The organism is Nitratireductor mangrovi (assembly GCF_007922615.2).
GTDB lineage: Bacteria > Pseudomonadota > Alphaproteobacteria > Rhizobiales > Rhizobiaceae > Mangrovimarina > Mangrovimarina mangrovi.
Window position 1 is genome coordinate 3,794,886 of the sequence record NZ_CP042301.2, and the last position, 14,607, is coordinate 3,809,492.

Genomic DNA, 14,607 nt, shown 5'->3' on the forward strand with positions numbered 1-14,607 from the left:
CCTTGATGGCCGGGCGGGTGCCGCTCTGGAGGCAGACATGAAACGTATTCTGGTATCGGCAGTTGCGGCCGCGATCGTGGTTCCCGCCTTTGCATCGCAACTCATGCCCTCAAGCCGCGATCGAGCGGAACAACCCGGAGCCGAGACGACGGCGAGGCTGGCGCCCGGCCGGATGTGTGGCGAACGGGCCATGCTGGCCGCGGAACTCGAGCGCCAGTTCGGCGAGTTGCAGGTGGCGACCGGCCTCGTCGACCGAAGCGCCATCATGGAGATTTTTGTCTCGCACTCCGGCACCTGGACTATCCTCGCCACCGGCACCGACGGCGCCAGTTGCGTCGTCGCCGCGGGCGACGGTTTCGACACCGGCAAGCCGGTTCAGCAGGCCGCCGACAGCTAGGCGCTAGCGCAATTCCAAGAGAAGTGGAAATCGGTATTCCGACCGGAATTGCGCAGAAACAAGCAGTTGGGGCCGTTCGACGATCCTGTGAACGATGAACGGCTCTACCGGCGGACGGCGGCTTCCGCGTGTGAGCGCAACAGCGCCATGAGCCGTTTCGCTTCCTTGCCGGCGGCTTCCTCGTCGCGATCGAGGATCGCCTTGATGATGCCGACATGATGCTCGGCCGCTTCCGTGAGCCCCGTATCGCTTTTGTAGCGGAACCAGAAGCGGCGGCTATGGGTCTGCAGGGGTGCGGCGAGGCGTGATGCGTAGGGGTTTTCCGCCGCGAGCGCCATGGCCTCATCGAGCGCCTTGTCGGCCTCGAGGAAAAAGATGACGTTGCCGTTGATCACCGCGCGCTGCATCGCGAGTGCCGCCTCGCGGAATTGCTCTGCCGCCTCGTTGGCGACATTGCGTGCCGCCTGGCGGGCCAGCAGGATCTCCACGCCACGACGCGCGTCGATGACCTTGCGCCAGTCGCCGACATGAAGTGCCGCGACCGCAATGCCGGCCCGTGGGCGGATTTCCATCAGGCCTTCCCACGACAGGCGTTGTATCGCCTCCCGTACCGGCGTCCGGCCGAGCCCGATCCGCTCGACCAGCGCCGTCTCCGTGGTCACGCTGCCGGGCGCCAGATCGAGTGTCACGATCAGCCTTTCCAGCGCTCGGTAGGCGCGCGCCGCCGCGGGTTCGCTCGGTATTTGCTCTGAAGGCACGGCTGCTCCTTGATATATTTTTGATATATCACTGACCGGCGGCGCTTGACAACGCTTGACGGTCACAGATATATCTTTGATATATCAGATGGAGCGGAACAATGTGGACAGGTGTTTTCCCTGCCGTCACGACCAAATTCACCAAGGACGACGGCCTCGACCACCACGAGATGGAGCGCTGCTTCGGCCTGCAGATCGACGCCGGCTGTGACGGGCTCATCGTCGCCGGCTCGCTCGGCGAAGGGCCGATGCTGTCCCAAGACGAAAAGCTCGATGTCCTCGCCACGGCAAGAAAGGCGGCGGGCGGCAGGCCGGTCCTGTTGACGGTCAACGAGGCCGGGACGCGCGAAGCCTGCGCGATGGCGAAGAAGGCGGCCGCGGCCGGTGCCGACGGGCTGATGGTCGTGCCGAGCCCGATCTATCACACCGACCCCGACGAAACCGTCGCTACGCTTTCGGCCGTCGCCGCGGCCGGCGACCTGCCGGTGATGATCTATTCCAACCGCATCGCCTACCGGGTCGACGTGACCATCCCGGTCATGGAGCGGCTGGCCGGCGACTCGCGTTTCGTGGCGATCAAGGAATCCTCCGACGACATCCGCCGCTCCATCGACATCATCAACGCTTTCGGCGACCGCTTCGACCTCTTCACGGGTGTCGACAACCTCGCTTTCGAAGCGCTTTCGGTCGGCGCGGTCGGCTGGGTGGCCGGGCTTGTCACCGCTTTCCCGCACGAGACGGTCGCAATCTATCGCCTGATGAAGGCCGGTCGCCGCGACGAGGCGCTCGCGATCTATCGCTGGTTCCGGCCGCTGCTCGACCTCGATGTCTCGACCTACCTCGTTCAGAACATCAAGCTGGCGGAGGTGCTCGAAATCGGCACCAACGACCGGGTGCGCATGCCGCGCCAGCCGCTCTCGGGCGAAAGGCGAGCCGCGGTCGAGCAGATCGTCCGGGCGGCCATCGCCAGCCGTCCGCAACTGCCCGGCTTCTGAGCGGACGGGGCCGGGCGCGTGGCCGATGTCACCAGCTCCCCGGAGATCGATGTCGCCATCATCGGAGGCGGCATTGTAGGTATTTGCGCGGCTAACTATCTTTGCCACGCGGGTCGGGATGTGCTGGTCATCGACCGCAGCGGTATCTGCGAGGAAACCAGTTCGGGCAACGCCGCCGCACTGGCCTTTTCCGACGTGCTGCCGCTTGCCCAGAAGGGCATGATCCGCAACCTGCCCCGATGGCTGCGCGATCCGCTCGGCCCGCTCTCGATTCCGCCTTCCTATTTCCCGACACTGCTCCCATGGCTTCTCCGCTTTGCCTCAGCGTCGCGCCCGTCGCGCTACGACGCGGCCCTCGCCGCACAGGCCTCGCTGATGAAGCTGGCGGAAGCGGAGTGGTCAAGCCTTATGGATCGGACCGGCACCGGAACGATGCTGCGCGCGGACGGTTCGCTGGAGCTTTACGAGAGCGATGCGGAGTTCCAATCCTCCTTGCCCGGCTGGTCGGCCCGCGAGCGTTTCGGCATCGACTTTCGCCATCTCGACAGCGAAGGCATTGCCGAGCTGCAGCCCGGCCTGTCGCGCCAGTTCGTGCGCGGGACCTTCGTGCCGGGCTGGAAGACGGTGGCCGACCCGAAACGCCTCGGCGAGGCGATCTGGACCGCCACGGAAGCTCGCGGTGCCGGGTTCCGGAAGGGCGACGTCGCGCTCATCGTTCCGACCGGCGACCGTATCGCCATTCAGTTGCGTGAAGGCCGGACGCTGCTGGCCAGGAACCTTGTCATCGCCGCCGGCGCATGGTCGCATCTCCTGGCGCGGTCGACGGGCGACAAGATCCCGCTCGAGACGGAGCGCGGATACAACACGACCTTGTCGGCCGGCGCCTTCGACCTCAGGCGCCAGCTCATCTTTTCCGCGCACGGCTTCGTCGTCACACCGCTCGCAACCGGCATACGGGTCGGCGGCGCGGTCGAGTTTGCCGGGCTGCGCCGGCCGCCTGATTTCCGGCGCGCGAAGGCGATGCTGGCCAAGGCCGCGCGCTTCATGCCGGGACTGGAGACGCAAGGCGGCCGCGAATGGATGGGCTTCAGGCCGTCCCTGCCTGACTCCCTGCCCGTGATCGGCCGCGCGCGCAAGGCCGGCAATATCGTCTATGCCTTTGGCCATGGCCATCTCGGCCTGACCCAGGCCGCCGCTACCGGCCGCTTGATTTGCGATCTCGTTTCGGGCGAATCTCCGCCGATCGAGCTTTCCCCGTTCAGCCCGCAGCGTTTCTGATCCGGTTTCCCTATGGCGCGTCACTCCTTCCACTGCATCGACGGCCACACCTGCGGCAATCCGGTGCGTCTCGTCGCTGGTGGCGGGCCGTTGCTGCAAGGCCGCACGATGATGGAGCGGCGGGCGCATTTCCTGGCCGAGTTCGACTGGATCCGTACCGGGCTCATGTTCGAGCCGCGCGGCCACGACATGATGTCCGGCTCGATCCTTTATCCGCCGACCCGCGAGGATTGCGACATCGGCATCCTGTTCATCGAGACCTCCGGCTGCCTGCCGATGTGCGGCCATGGGACGATCGGGACGGTCACCTTCGCCCTCGAACACGGCCTGGTGCGGCCGAAAACGCCGGGCGAACTCCGCCTCGACACGCCGGCCGGCCTCGTCGTCGCGCGCTACCGGCAGGAAGGGGACCATGTCGAGGAGGTCCGCATCACCAACGTGCCGTCCTTTCTCCATGCCGAAGCTCTTGCCGTGGAATGCCCCGACCTCGGCACGCTCACCGTCGACGTCGCTTATGGCGGCAATTTTTACGCCATCGTCGAACCGCAGGCGAACTATCGCGACATGGCGGATTATTCGGCCGGCGAGCTCGTGGCATGGAGCCCGATCCTGCGCGAGCGCCTCAACGCGGCTCATACTTTCGTCCACCCGGAAAACGCCTCGATCCGCGGCCTCTCCCACATTCTGTGGACCGGCGCGCCGACCGTCGACGGCGCCAGCGCCCGCAATGCCGTCTTTTACGGCGACAAGGCGATCGACCGCTCGCCCTGTGGCACCGGAACTTCGGCGCGCATGGCCCAGCTTCACGCCAGGGGCGCCTTGCGCGCCGGCGACAGCTTCGTGCATGAATCGATCATAGGCTCGCTGTTTCATGGCCGCGTCGAAGAAGAGGCGGCCGTTGAAGGTCGCCCAGCCATCATTCCGTCGATCGGCGGCTGGGCACGCGTCACCGGCTACAACACCATCTTCATCGACGACCGCGACCCGTTCGCGCATGGTTTTGTGGTTCGATGAGCGATCGCCGAAACAGCCCTGCGCTGGCAACGAAGTGGCTCGACACCATGCACGTTTCGTGCGCCTTGCGGACCATTTGCGCAACGAAACACGGCGAAGAGGCAAGCGTCGCGCAGATTTGGCAAGGACATTGCGTTATGCCAATGCTAGCTTCCGCGCTGGTCCAAACGCTCGCCGGCCTCGAATGCGGCGCTGAGAGCGAGGTCGGCGGTGCGGCTGCGACCGGGAACTTTCCCGTTGCAATCCCGCTTCGAAGGTCTACGACTAGGGGAAATACAATAAGGAATGCGCCCGTCCGGGCGACATTCGGCGGGGAGCCGCATACATGTTCGAATATTTCGTCCAGCAGCTTATCAACGGGCTGACACTGGGGTCGATCTACGGCCTCATCGCGATCGGTTACACGATGGTCTACGGGATCATCGGCATGATCAACTTCGCCCATGGCGACATCTTCATGGTCGGCTCGTTCATCGCGCTGGCGACCTTCCTGATCCTGACCACGGTATTCGGTTTTGCCTTCCTGCCGGTGGTGCTGTTGATCGTGCTGATCATCGCCATGCTCTTCACGTCGGCCTGGGGCTGGACCGTCGAGCGCTTTGCCTACCGTCCCCTGCGCGGATCGTTCCGGCTGGCGCCGCTGATCACCGCGATCGGCATGTCGATCGTCCTGCAGAACTTCGTCCAGGTGACCCAGGGCGCCCGCGTCAAGCCTCTGCCGCCGCAGATCCAGGGCGGGATCACGCTCATGGAAGGCAACACAGAGACCGGCGCGATCCTGGTCCAGCTTTCCTACATGCAGATCATCATCATCCTCACCACGCTGGTGCTGATGGTCGGCTTCACCCTGCTGATCGCCAAGACCCCGCTCGGCCGCGCCCAGCGAGCCTGCGAGCAGGACCGCAAGATGGCCGCCCTCCTGGGCGTCAATGTCGACCGCACCATCTCGCTGACCTTCGTCATGGGCGCCGCACTGGCTGCCGTCGCAGGCCTGATGTTCCTGCTGCTCTACGGCGTGATCGACTTCTATATCGGCTTTCTGGCCGGCGTTAAGGCGTTCACGGCCGCCGTCCTCGGCGGCATCGGATCGCTGCCGGGCGCCATGCTCGGCGGCCTGCTGATCGGCCTCATCGAGGTGTTCTGGTCCGGCTACTTCACGGTCGAGTACAAGGACGTTGCCGCCTTCTCGATCCTCGCCATCGTGCTGATCTTCCTGCCCTCGGGCCTGCTCGGCAAACCGGAAGTGGAGAAGGTCTGATGGCAACCGGAACCACGACGACGGCGTCTAGGGACGCCAACCGCCTCAACGATTCCTTGCGCGACGCCTTCATCGCCGCATTGCTCGTCTTCACGCTCGGCTTCTTCTTCCTCGGTGTGCGCAGCGATATCGCACCGGGCGGCCTCGCGCTCACCTATCGCTGGGGCTTGCTTTTCACCGCCGTGGCGATCGTCTTTGGCGGCCGGCTGCTGCTCAACCTGTTCGTCTTCAAGACCGCGACGCCCGTCACCGGCAAGCTGGGGGACTTGGCGGCCAATGCCGGCGACAGCATGGCTGGCGTCGGCAAGTGGCTGACGCGGGCGCTTTTCGCCTTCGCAATCGTGCTGCCGTTCTTCTTCACCTATTTCTTCCCCGGCAAGGACCGCCAGTATATCGACCTGGCGATCCTGATCATGACCTACATCATGCTCGGCTGGGGCCTGAACATCGTCGTCGGGCTCGCCGGCCTGCTCGATCTCGGCTACGTCGCCTTCTATGCCGTCGGCGCCTATTCCTTCGCCCTGCTGGCCCAGAACTTCGGCTTCGGTTTCTGGATGGCGCTGCCGCTGGCCGGCATCCTTGCCGCTTTCTGGGGCGTTATCCTCGGCTTTCCGGTGCTGCGCCTGCGCGGCGACTATCTCGCCATCGTCACGCTCGCCTTCGGCGAGATCATACGCGTGGTGCTGCTCAACTGGTACGAGTTCACCAACGGCCCGGACGGCATCTCGGGTATTCCGCGCCCGACCTTCTTCGGTCTAGAGTTCTCGCGCGGCGAGGGTGGATTCGCCGACTTCTTCGGCATCCCCTACGACAGCATCCACCGCTTCATCTACCTCTACTACATCATCTTCATTCTCGCGATCATCACCAACATCGTGACGATGCGCTTGCGCAGGCTGCCGGTGGGTCGCGCCTGGGAGGCGCTGCGCGAAGACGAAATCGCCTGCCGCTCCCTCGGCATCAACACGACCAACACGAAGCTCACCGCCTTTTCGATCGGCGCCATGTTCGGCGGTTTCGCCGGCTCCTTCTTTGCGACCCGCCAGGGTTTCATCTCGCCGGAGAGCTTCACATTCCTGGAATCGGCGATCATCCTCGCAATCGTCGTTCTGGGCGGTCTCGGCTCCCAGATCGGTGTCGTCATCGCCTCCATCGTGATGATCGGCGGCATCGAGATGCTGCGCAATCTGGGCTTCCTGCAGGAGATTTTCGGGCCGACCTTCGATCCGACCCAGTACCGCATGCTGATTTTCGGCCTCGCTATGGTCCTCATCATGGTCTGGCGCCCGCGCGGCCTGATCACGACGCGCGAGCCCACCGCGGTTCTCAAGCAGAAGAAGCGTATCGGGGCCGACATGGTCGCACAGGGTGAAGGTCACTGATGGCTACGGCGTTGCAGGAAAATCCGCGGATCGCAGGCCACGGGCCGGCACGTTGGGACGAAAGCCCGATTCTGACCGTCGAGCATCTGACGATGCGCTTCGGCGGTCTGGTCGCCGTCAGCGACCTGTCGTTCAATGTGGGTCGCGGCGACATCACGGCGCTCATCGGGCCGAACGGGGCCGGCAAGACGACGGTCTTCAACTGCGTCACCGGCTTCTACAAGCCCACCGAGGGCCGCACGGTCATGCGCCATGGCGATGGCCTGCAGGCCGCCGCCATCGAGGACGTCACGCGTTCCGGCCTGCGGTTTTCGGAATCCGGCAGCGGCGGGGTCTTCCTGCTCGAGCGCATGCCGGATTTCGAGATCGCGCACCGTGCCAGGGTGGCCCGCACGTTCCAGAACATCCGCCTGTTCGGTGGCATGACCGCGCTCGAGAACCTGCTGGTCGCGCAACACAATCCACTGATGTCCGCATCGCTGTTCACGATCGGCGGCATCCTCGCCGTGCCCGGGTACAAGCAGGCCGAGAAGAAGGCCATCGAACGGGCGACATACTGGCTCGAACAGGTTCGCCTGACCGAGCGTGCCGACGATCCGGCCGCCGACCTGCCCTACGGCGCTCAGCGGCGCCTGGAGATTGCGCGTGCCATGTGCACGGATCCGCTGCTTCTGTGCCTCGACGAGCCTGCGGCCGGACTCAATCCGCGCGAGTCGCACGAACTCAATGAACTCCTGAAGTTCATCCGCGACGAACACGGCACGTCGATCCTGCTCATCGAGCACGACATGGGAGTGGTGATGGAAATCTCCGACCATGTCATCGTGCTCGACTACGGCGTGAAGATCTCGGACGGCGACGCCAAGCATGTGAAGAGCGACCCGCGCGTCATCGCCGCCTATCTCGGCGTCGACGATGAAGCCGAGATCGACGTGCCCGAGATCAAGCACGACGTCGAGGAAGTCATCGAGGAAGCCGAGGAACTGGCCGAGGCCGACAAGGCGGCGGCGCAGCGGAAGGCCGCAAGGGCGAAACCGGCCAGCAAGTCCGCGCGCGCCAAGGCCGCCGGCAGAACCGGTGGCGCCAAGGCCGGTGGCGCCAAGACCTTGGAGAAGCCTGCCACGACCCGCACCGCGAAAAAGGCGGCGGAACCCGTCAAGAGCGAGGTCGTCGTCAAGAACGCCGCCGATTATCCCGGCCGCCAGCCACATGGCACCAGGAAGCCGGCGGCCGGCGCTCCCGACAATCTGACCCGCATCAAGGGCATCGGGCCCGCCAACGAGAAAAAGCTCAACGCGCTCGGCATCTGGCATTTCTCACAGATCGCCACCTGGAAGGCGCGTGAGGTCGACTGGGTCGGCGCGTGGCTGTCCTTCCCCGGACGTATCGAGCGCGAGGAATGGGTGAAACAGGCAAAGACGCTCGCCAAGGGCGGTGCGACGGCGTTCTCCAAGCGCGTCGACAAGGGCGAGGTTCCGACCAGCAAGGCGACGCCTAAACGGAACCGCGGCAAGGGAGGCAAGGCATGAGCGAGGCCGGCCAGCCTTTGTTGAGGGTCCGCAATGTCGAGACCTATTACGGCAAGATCATCGCCTTGCGCGGCGTCGACGTCGACGTGTTCCGCGGCGAGATCGTCACCCTGATCGGCGCAAATGGCGCCGGCAAGTCGACGCTGATGATGACGATCTGTGGCAGCCCGCAGGCGCGCACCGGCGAAATCGTCTATGACGGACACGACATCACCACTGCGCCAACGCACGAGATCATCCGTCTCGGCATCGCCCAATCGCCGGAAGGGCGGCGCATCTTTCCGCGCATGACGGTGCTGGAAAACCTGCAGATGGGCGCCTCGCTGGTCGACGAGGAGCATTTCGACGGCGATCTGGCGCGTATCTTCGACCTGTTCCCGCGGCTCAAGGAGCGCGCCTCCCAGCGCGGCGGCACGCTTTCGGGCGGCGAGCAGCAGATGCTGGCGATTGCCCGCGCGCTGATGGGGCGCCCGAAGCTGCTGCTTCTCGACGAGCCCTCGCTCGGTCTCGCGCCGCTGATCGTCAAGCAGATCTTCGAGGTGATCGGCGAGTTGAACAGGCGCGACGGGTTGACGGTCTTTCTTGTCGAGCAAAACGCCTTCCATGCCCTCAAGCTCGCCCACCGGGGCTATGTCATGGTCAACGGCAAGATCACCATGAGCGGCACCGGCGCCGAGCTGCTCAAGCGCGAGGAGGTCCGTGCGGCCTATCTCGAGGGCGGCAGGCACTAGGAGTCGCGGCAATGGAGAATCAGAACACGCTCGTGTGGGAAGTGACGGTCTGGGAGTTCCTGTTCGTCACCGTGATCCTGGCCGGCGCGGCCGCCTACATGACCGGACGCGCCGCCGCGCGCACCTGGCTGCCGAACTGGCAGCTGGTGCTTTATGTGCTGCTGCTCACCGCGGCGACACGCTTCATCCATTTCGCGCTGTTCGAGGGCACGCTGCTTACGCTCTATTATTTCGTCGTGGACCTGATCGTCCTCCTCGTGATCGCCTTCACCGGCAAGCGCATCACCCGCGCCTACCAGATGGCGACGCAATATGGCTTCGCTTTCGAGCGGACCGGCCCGCTGGGCTGGAAACCGCGCGAAACCGGGTCGTAGGCGGCCTGTCGGCCGTTTACGAAGATCGACTTGAAGCCCTTTATTTCCCTGCGGAATTGGGCTTCTATGTCGACAAGCGGGAAGGGAACCCCGCATGCGACCGGACCGGAGACTGACACCATCGCCGCCGGTTTCATCCATCTGTCAGGTGTTTTAAGGGAGTCACCATGAAAAAGGCACTTTTGGCAGGCGTTGCGCTGACCTTTGCAATGTCGACCGCCGCGTATGCGGACATTGTTATCGCCACGGCCGGTCCGATGACGGGGCAGTACGCCTCCTTCGGCGCCCAGATGAAGGCCGGCGCGGAGCAGGCGGTGGAGGACATCAACGCCGCCGGCGGCGTCAATGGCGAAATGCTCAAGCTCGAGATCGGCGACGACGCATGCGATCCCAAGCAGGCTGTGGCCGTTGCCAACCAGTTTGCCGGCTCGGGCGTCGTGTTCGTGGCCGGGCATTTCTGCTCTGGCTCCTCGATCCCCGCTTCTTCGGTTTACGCCGATGAGGGCATCGTCCAGATTTCGCCGGCTTCGACGAACCCCAAGTTCACCGACGAACGCCCCGGCGACGGCGTGTTCCGCGTCTGCGGCCGCGACGACCAGCAGGGTGACGTGGCGGGCAACTATCTCGCCAAAAACTTCGCCGACAAGAAGATCGCCTTCGTCCACGACAAGACCGCCTACGGCAAGGGTCTTGCCGACGCCACCATGGCGGCCTTCGAGGCTGCGGGCGGCAAGCCGGCTCTCTACGAAGCCTACACCGCCGGCGAGAAGGACTACACCGCACTGGTCTCGAAGCTGAAGGCCGAAGGTATCGGCGTGCTTTATGTCGGCGGCTATCACACCGAAGCCGGCCTCATGGTCCGCCAGATGCGCGAACAGGGCATGGACACGATCCTCGTCTCGGGTGACGCGCTGGTTACCGACGAGTATTGGGCCATCACCGGCGATGCCGGCGAAGGCACGCTGATGACCTTCTCGCCCGATCCGCGCAAGAATCCCGACGCAGCGCCGCTGGTCGAGAAGTTCCGCGCCAAGAACATCGAGCCGGAAGGTTACGTGCTCTACACCTACGCCGCGATCCAGGCCTGGGCCGATGCCGCCAAGGCGGCCGGCTCGACCGATTTCGACCCGGTGGTGAGCGCGCTTAACGACGGCAAGTTCAAGACCGTGCTTGGCGAGCTCGAGTTCAACGAAACCGGCGACGTCACGCTGCCCGGCTACGTCTTCTACGAGTGGAAGAGCGGCAAGTACGACTATCTGTGATCGTCGCATCTCGCGACTGATCCGATCACGACAGGAGGCCCGGCGCAGCGATGCGCCGGGCCTTTTCTTGTTGCGCCGGCACGGATAGTTTGCGGTGCAGCATTTTCCGTCTATTGATGACGTCCGACCGTGAAACCCGAGCGGAGCCCGCCTAGTGCCGATTTCGAAAATCCTCGTCGCAAACCGATCCGAAATCGCCATCCGGGTGTTCCGCGCCGCCAACGAGCTCGACATCCGCACCGTGGCCATCTGGGCCGAGGAAGACAAATACTCGCTGCACCGCTTCAAGGCCGACGAATCCTACCAGGTCGGGCGCGGCCCGCATCTCGGCAAGGACATGGGACCGATCGAGAGCTATCTGTCGATCGACGAGGTGATCCGCGTCGCGAAACTCTCCGGCGCCGATGCGATCCATCCGGGCTACGGCCTTCTGTCGGAAAGCCCGGAGTTTGCCGAGGCCTGTGCCGAGAACGGCATCATCTTCATCGGCCCCCGACCGGACACCATGCGCCGGCTCGGCAACAAGGTCGCCGCGCGCAATCTGGCGATCGAAGTGGGCGTGCCCGTGGTTCCCGCCACCGAGCCGTTGCCGGACGATATGAAGGCGGTGGCCGAGATGGCCGCCGCCATCGGCTATCCGGTCATGCTCAAGGCCTCCTGGGGTGGTGGCGGGCGCGGCATGCGCGCGATCCGCTCGGCGGATGACCTTGCCCGCGAGGTGACGGAGGCCAAGCGTGAAGCCAAGGCGGCGTTCGGCAAGGACGAGGTCTATCTGGAGAAGCTGGTCGAGCGCGCCCGCCACGTCGAAGTCCAGGTGCTGGGCGACACCCACGGCAATACCGTCCATCTTTTCGAGCGCGACTGCTCGATCCAGCGCCGCAACCAGAAGGTCGTCGAACGGGCGCCGGCGCCGTATCTCGACGCCGCCAAGCGTGGCGAACTCTGCGGCTACGCGCTCAAGATCGCCGACGCCACTAGCTATGTCGGGGCCGGCACGGTCGAGTTCCTGATGGATGCCGACACCGGCGCCTTCTACTTCATCGAGGTCAATCCGCGCATCCAGGTCGAGCATACGGTGACCGAGGAGGTGACCGGCATCGACATCGTCAAGGCGCAAATCCACATCCTGGATGGCGCGGCGATCGGAACGCCCGAATCCGGCGTGCCGGCTCGGGCCGACATCAGGCTCAACGGCCATGCGCTCCAGTGCCGGATCACTACCGAGGATCCGGAGCAGAACTTCATCCCCGACTATGGCCGCATCACCGCCTATCGTGGCGCGACCGGCTTCGGCATAAGACTCGACGGCGGCACCGCCTATTCCGGCGCGGTCATCACCCGCTTCTACGATCCGCTGCTCGAGAAGGTGACGGCGTGGGCACCGACGCCCGGAGAAGCCATCGCGCGCATGGACCGCGCCCTGCGCGAGTTCCGTATCCGGGGCGTCGCCACCAACCTCACCTTCCTCGAGGCGATCGTCGGCCACCCGGCCTTCCGCGACAATTCCTACACGACCCGCTTCATCGACGAGACGCCGGAACTTTTTACACAGGTGAAGCGGCAGGACCGGGCCACCAAGCTTTTGAACTACATCGCCGACGTCTCGGTGAACGGCCATCCCGAGGCCCGCGGACGCCCGCTGCCGGCGGCCGACGCCGCCGCGCCGGTACTGCCCTTTGTCGGCGGCGACGTGCCGGACGGCACCAGGCAGCTTCTCGACGAGCTCGGACCACAAAAATTCGGACGCTGGATGCGCGACCAGACGCAGGTGCTCGTCACCGACACGACCATGCGCGATGGCCACCAGTCGCTGCTCGCAACCCGTATGCGCACCCACGACATTGCTCGCGTCGCCGGCGCCTATGCGCGGGCGCTGCCGCAACTGCTGTCGCTCGAGTGCTGGGGTGGCGCCACCTTTGACGTCGCCATGCGCTTCCTCACCGAGGATCCCTGGGAGCGGCTCGACCTCGTCCGCAAGGGCGCGCCGAACCTGCTTCTGCAGATGCTGCTCCGCGGTGCCAACGGTGTCGGCTATACCAACTACCCCGACAACGTCGTCAGGCATTTCGTCCGCCAGGCCGCGGCTGGTGGCATCGACCTCTTCCGCGTTTTCGACTGTCTCAACTGGGTCGAGAACATGCGCGTCGCCATGGACGCCGTCTGCGAAGAGGGCAAGCTCTGCGAGGCGGCGATCTGCTATACCGGCGACATCGCCGACCCGGCGCGCGCGAAATACGACCTCAAATACTATGTCTCGCTCACCGAAGAGCTGGAGGCCGCAGGCGCGCATATCATAGCCGTCAAGGACATGGCGGGCCTGCTGAAGCCGTCGGCGGCGCGGGTCCTGTTCAAGGCGCTGCGCGAGGCGACCGACCTGCCGATCCATTTCCACACCCACGACACGTCGGGCATTGCCGCCGCGACGGTGCTGGCCGCGGTGGAAAGCGGTGTCGACGCCATCGACGCCGCGATGGATGCGTTCTCCGGCAACACCTCGCAGCCATGCCTCGGTTCGATCGTCGAGGCGCTGAAGGGCTCGGAGCGCGATCCCGGCCTCGATCCCGAATGGATTCGCCGCATCTCCTTCTATTGGGAAGCGGTGCGCAACCAGTACGCCGCCTTCGAAAGCGACCTCAAGGGTCCTGCATCGGAGGTCTATCTGCACGAAATGCCCGGCGGCCAGTTCACCAACCTGAAGGAGCAGGCGCGATCGCTCGGGCTCGAGGCGCGCTGGCACGAGGTTGCACAGGCCTATCACGACGTCAATCTGATGTTCGGCGACATCGTCAAGGTGACGCCGTCATCCAAGGTGGTCGGCGACATGGCGCTGATGATGGTCAGCCAGGATCTCACGGTGGCCGACGTCGAAAACCCGGCGCGCGACATCGCCTTCCCGGACTCGGTCGTGGCGATGCTGCGCGGCGACCTTGGCCAGCCCCCCGGCGGCTGGCCGGCGCCATTGCAGAAAAAGGCGCTGAAGGGCGACAAGCCGATCACGGCGAGGCCCGGTTCGTTGCTGGCCGACGCCGATCTCGACGTCGCGCGGGGTGAGGCCCAGGAAAAGATCGGCCGCGACATCAGCGAGTTCGAATTCGCTTCGTGGCTGATGTATCCGAAGGTCTTTTCAGACTTCGCCGCCGCGCAGGAGAGTTACGGCCCGGTCAGCGTGCTGCCGACCCCGACCTATTTCTACGGCATGAAGCCCGAGGACGAAATTTTCGTCGACATCGAGCGCGGCAAGACGCTGGTGGTTCGCTGCCTGGCGATCGGCGAAACCGATGAAAAGGGCATGGTCACGGTCTTCTTCGAACTCAACGGCCAGCCCCGGCGCGTCAAGGTTCCCGACCGTGCCCATGGTGCCTCGAACGGCAAGGCCCGGCGCAAGGCCGAAGCAGGCAACGAGGCGCATGTCGCCGCTCCCATGCCGGGCGTGGTCTCGACGCTGGCGGTTGCCGCCGGGCAGGTGGTCAAGGCCGGCGACGTGCTGCTGTCGATCGAGGCGATGAAGATGGAGACCGCGCTCCACGCCGAGCGTGACGGCACGATCGCCGAGGTGCTGGTCGCCGCCGGCGATCAGATCGACGCCAAGGACCTGCTCGTCACCTATGCCGAAGCCGGATGACGACGGC

The 14,607-nt window shown here is 64.9% G+C and carries 12 protein-coding genes; 11 read left to right on the forward strand and 1 reads right to left on the reverse strand.

Going from position 1 to position 14,607, the window contains the following annotated elements; translation table 11 throughout:
- Window positions 1-37 precede the first annotated feature (37 nt).
- Complete coding sequence (locus FQ775_RS18620; protein WP_146300434.1) at window positions 38-397, forward strand: hypothetical protein; 360 nt, start codon at window positions 38-40, stop codon at window positions 395-397.
- A 104-nt stretch (window positions 398-501) separates the two neighbouring features.
- Here FQ775_RS18620 and FQ775_RS18625 read toward each other — a convergent pair whose 3' ends face one another.
- Window positions 502-1,155 carry a GntR family transcriptional regulator gene (locus tag FQ775_RS18625; protein ID WP_146300435.1) on the reverse strand — a complete coding sequence of 218 codons (654 nt, stop codon included), beginning with the start codon at window positions 1,153-1,155 and terminating at the stop codon, window positions 502-504.
- A gap of 101 nt (window positions 1,156-1,256) precedes the next feature.
- Here FQ775_RS18625 and FQ775_RS18630 point away from each other — a divergent pair, with 101 nt between their 5' ends.
- The 10 genes from FQ775_RS18630 (at window position 1,257) to pyc (ending at window position 14,600) form a co-directional block, all read left to right on the forward strand.
- Window positions 1,257-2,150 (forward strand): dihydrodipicolinate synthase family protein, encoded by an 894-nt coding sequence (locus FQ775_RS18630; RefSeq protein ID WP_146300436.1) that lies wholly within the window; start codon window positions 1,257-1,259, stop codon window positions 2,148-2,150.
- Window positions 2,151-2,168: 18 nt separating this feature from the next.
- The gene (locus FQ775_RS18635; protein WP_246730173.1) at window positions 2,169-3,428 is read left to right on the forward strand and encodes an NAD(P)/FAD-dependent oxidoreductase; all 1,260 of its coding nucleotides are present in this window, start codon (window positions 2,169-2,171) and stop codon (window positions 3,426-3,428) included.
- A gap of 12 nt (window positions 3,429-3,440) precedes the next feature.
- Window positions 3,441-4,442, forward strand: a complete 1,002-nt coding sequence (locus FQ775_RS18640) for a 4-hydroxyproline epimerase (RefSeq protein WP_146300437.1) — start codon at window positions 3,441-3,443, stop codon at window positions 4,440-4,442.
- A gap of 325 nt (window positions 4,443-4,767) precedes the next feature.
- On the forward strand, window positions 4,768-5,700 hold the full coding sequence (locus tag FQ775_RS18645) for an ABC transporter permease subunit (protein ID WP_146300438.1): 933 nt from the start codon (window positions 4,768-4,770) through the stop codon (window positions 5,698-5,700).
- Window positions 5,700-7,082 (forward strand): high-affinity branched-chain amino acid ABC transporter permease LivM, encoded by a 1,383-nt coding sequence (gene livM / locus FQ775_RS18650; protein WP_146300439.1) that lies wholly within the window; start codon window positions 5,700-5,702, stop codon window positions 7,080-7,082. Before FQ775_RS18645 ends, livM begins: the two co-directional genes overlap by 1 nt.
- Window positions 7,082-8,611, forward strand: a complete 1,530-nt coding sequence (locus FQ775_RS18655; protein WP_146300440.1) for a helix-hairpin-helix domain-containing protein — start codon at window positions 7,082-7,084, stop codon at window positions 8,609-8,611. The genes livM and FQ775_RS18655 overlap by 1 nt, the downstream gene beginning before the upstream one ends.
- Window positions 8,608-9,342 (forward strand): ABC transporter ATP-binding protein, encoded by a 735-nt coding sequence (locus tag FQ775_RS18660; RefSeq protein ID WP_146300441.1) that lies wholly within the window; start codon window positions 8,608-8,610, stop codon window positions 9,340-9,342. The genes FQ775_RS18655 and FQ775_RS18660 overlap by 4 nt, the downstream gene beginning before the upstream one ends.
- 11 nt (window positions 9,343-9,353) lie before the next feature.
- Window positions 9,354-9,716 (forward strand): DUF6867 family protein, encoded by a 363-nt coding sequence (locus tag FQ775_RS18665; RefSeq protein WP_146300442.1) that lies wholly within the window; start codon window positions 9,354-9,356, stop codon window positions 9,714-9,716.
- Window positions 9,717-9,883: 167 nt separating this feature from the next.
- Window positions 9,884-10,978: a branched-chain amino acid ABC transporter substrate-binding protein gene (locus FQ775_RS18670; protein WP_146300443.1), complete on the forward strand. Its 1,095-nt coding sequence runs from the start codon at window positions 9,884-9,886 to the stop codon at window positions 10,976-10,978.
- Window positions 10,979-11,132: 154 nt separating this feature from the next.
- Window positions 11,133-14,600 carry a pyruvate carboxylase gene (pyc, locus tag FQ775_RS18675; protein WP_146300444.1) on the forward strand — a complete coding sequence of 1,156 codons (3,468 nt, stop codon included), beginning with the start codon at window positions 11,133-11,135 and terminating at the stop codon, window positions 14,598-14,600.
- Window positions 14,601-14,607 lie beyond the last annotated feature (7 nt).

Coding starts and splice junctions, on each gene's coding strand:
- FQ775_RS18620 (WP_146300434.1), top strand. CDS start 38: ATGAAACGTATTCTGGTATCGGCAGTTGCGGCCGCGATCGTGGTTCCC.
- FQ775_RS18630 (WP_146300436.1), top strand. CDS start 1,257: ATGTGGACAGGTGTTTTCCCTGCCGTCACGACCAAATTCACCAAGGAC.
- FQ775_RS18640 (WP_146300437.1), top strand. CDS start 3,441: ATGGCGCGTCACTCCTTCCACTGCATCGACGGCCACACCTGCGGCAAT.
- FQ775_RS18645 (WP_146300438.1), top strand. CDS start 4,768: ATGTTCGAATATTTCGTCCAGCAGCTTATCAACGGGCTGACACTGGGG.
- livM (WP_146300439.1), top strand. CDS start 5,700: ATGGCAACCGGAACCACGACGACGGCGTCTAGGGACGCCAACCGCCTC.
- FQ775_RS18655 (WP_146300440.1), top strand. CDS start 7,082: ATGGCTACGGCGTTGCAGGAAAATCCGCGGATCGCAGGCCACGGGCCG.
- FQ775_RS18660 (WP_146300441.1), top strand. CDS start 8,608: ATGAGCGAGGCCGGCCAGCCTTTGTTGAGGGTCCGCAATGTCGAGACC.
- FQ775_RS18665 (WP_146300442.1), top strand. CDS start 9,354: ATGGAGAATCAGAACACGCTCGTGTGGGAAGTGACGGTCTGGGAGTTC.
- FQ775_RS18670 (WP_146300443.1), top strand. CDS start 9,884: ATGAAAAAGGCACTTTTGGCAGGCGTTGCGCTGACCTTTGCAATGTCG.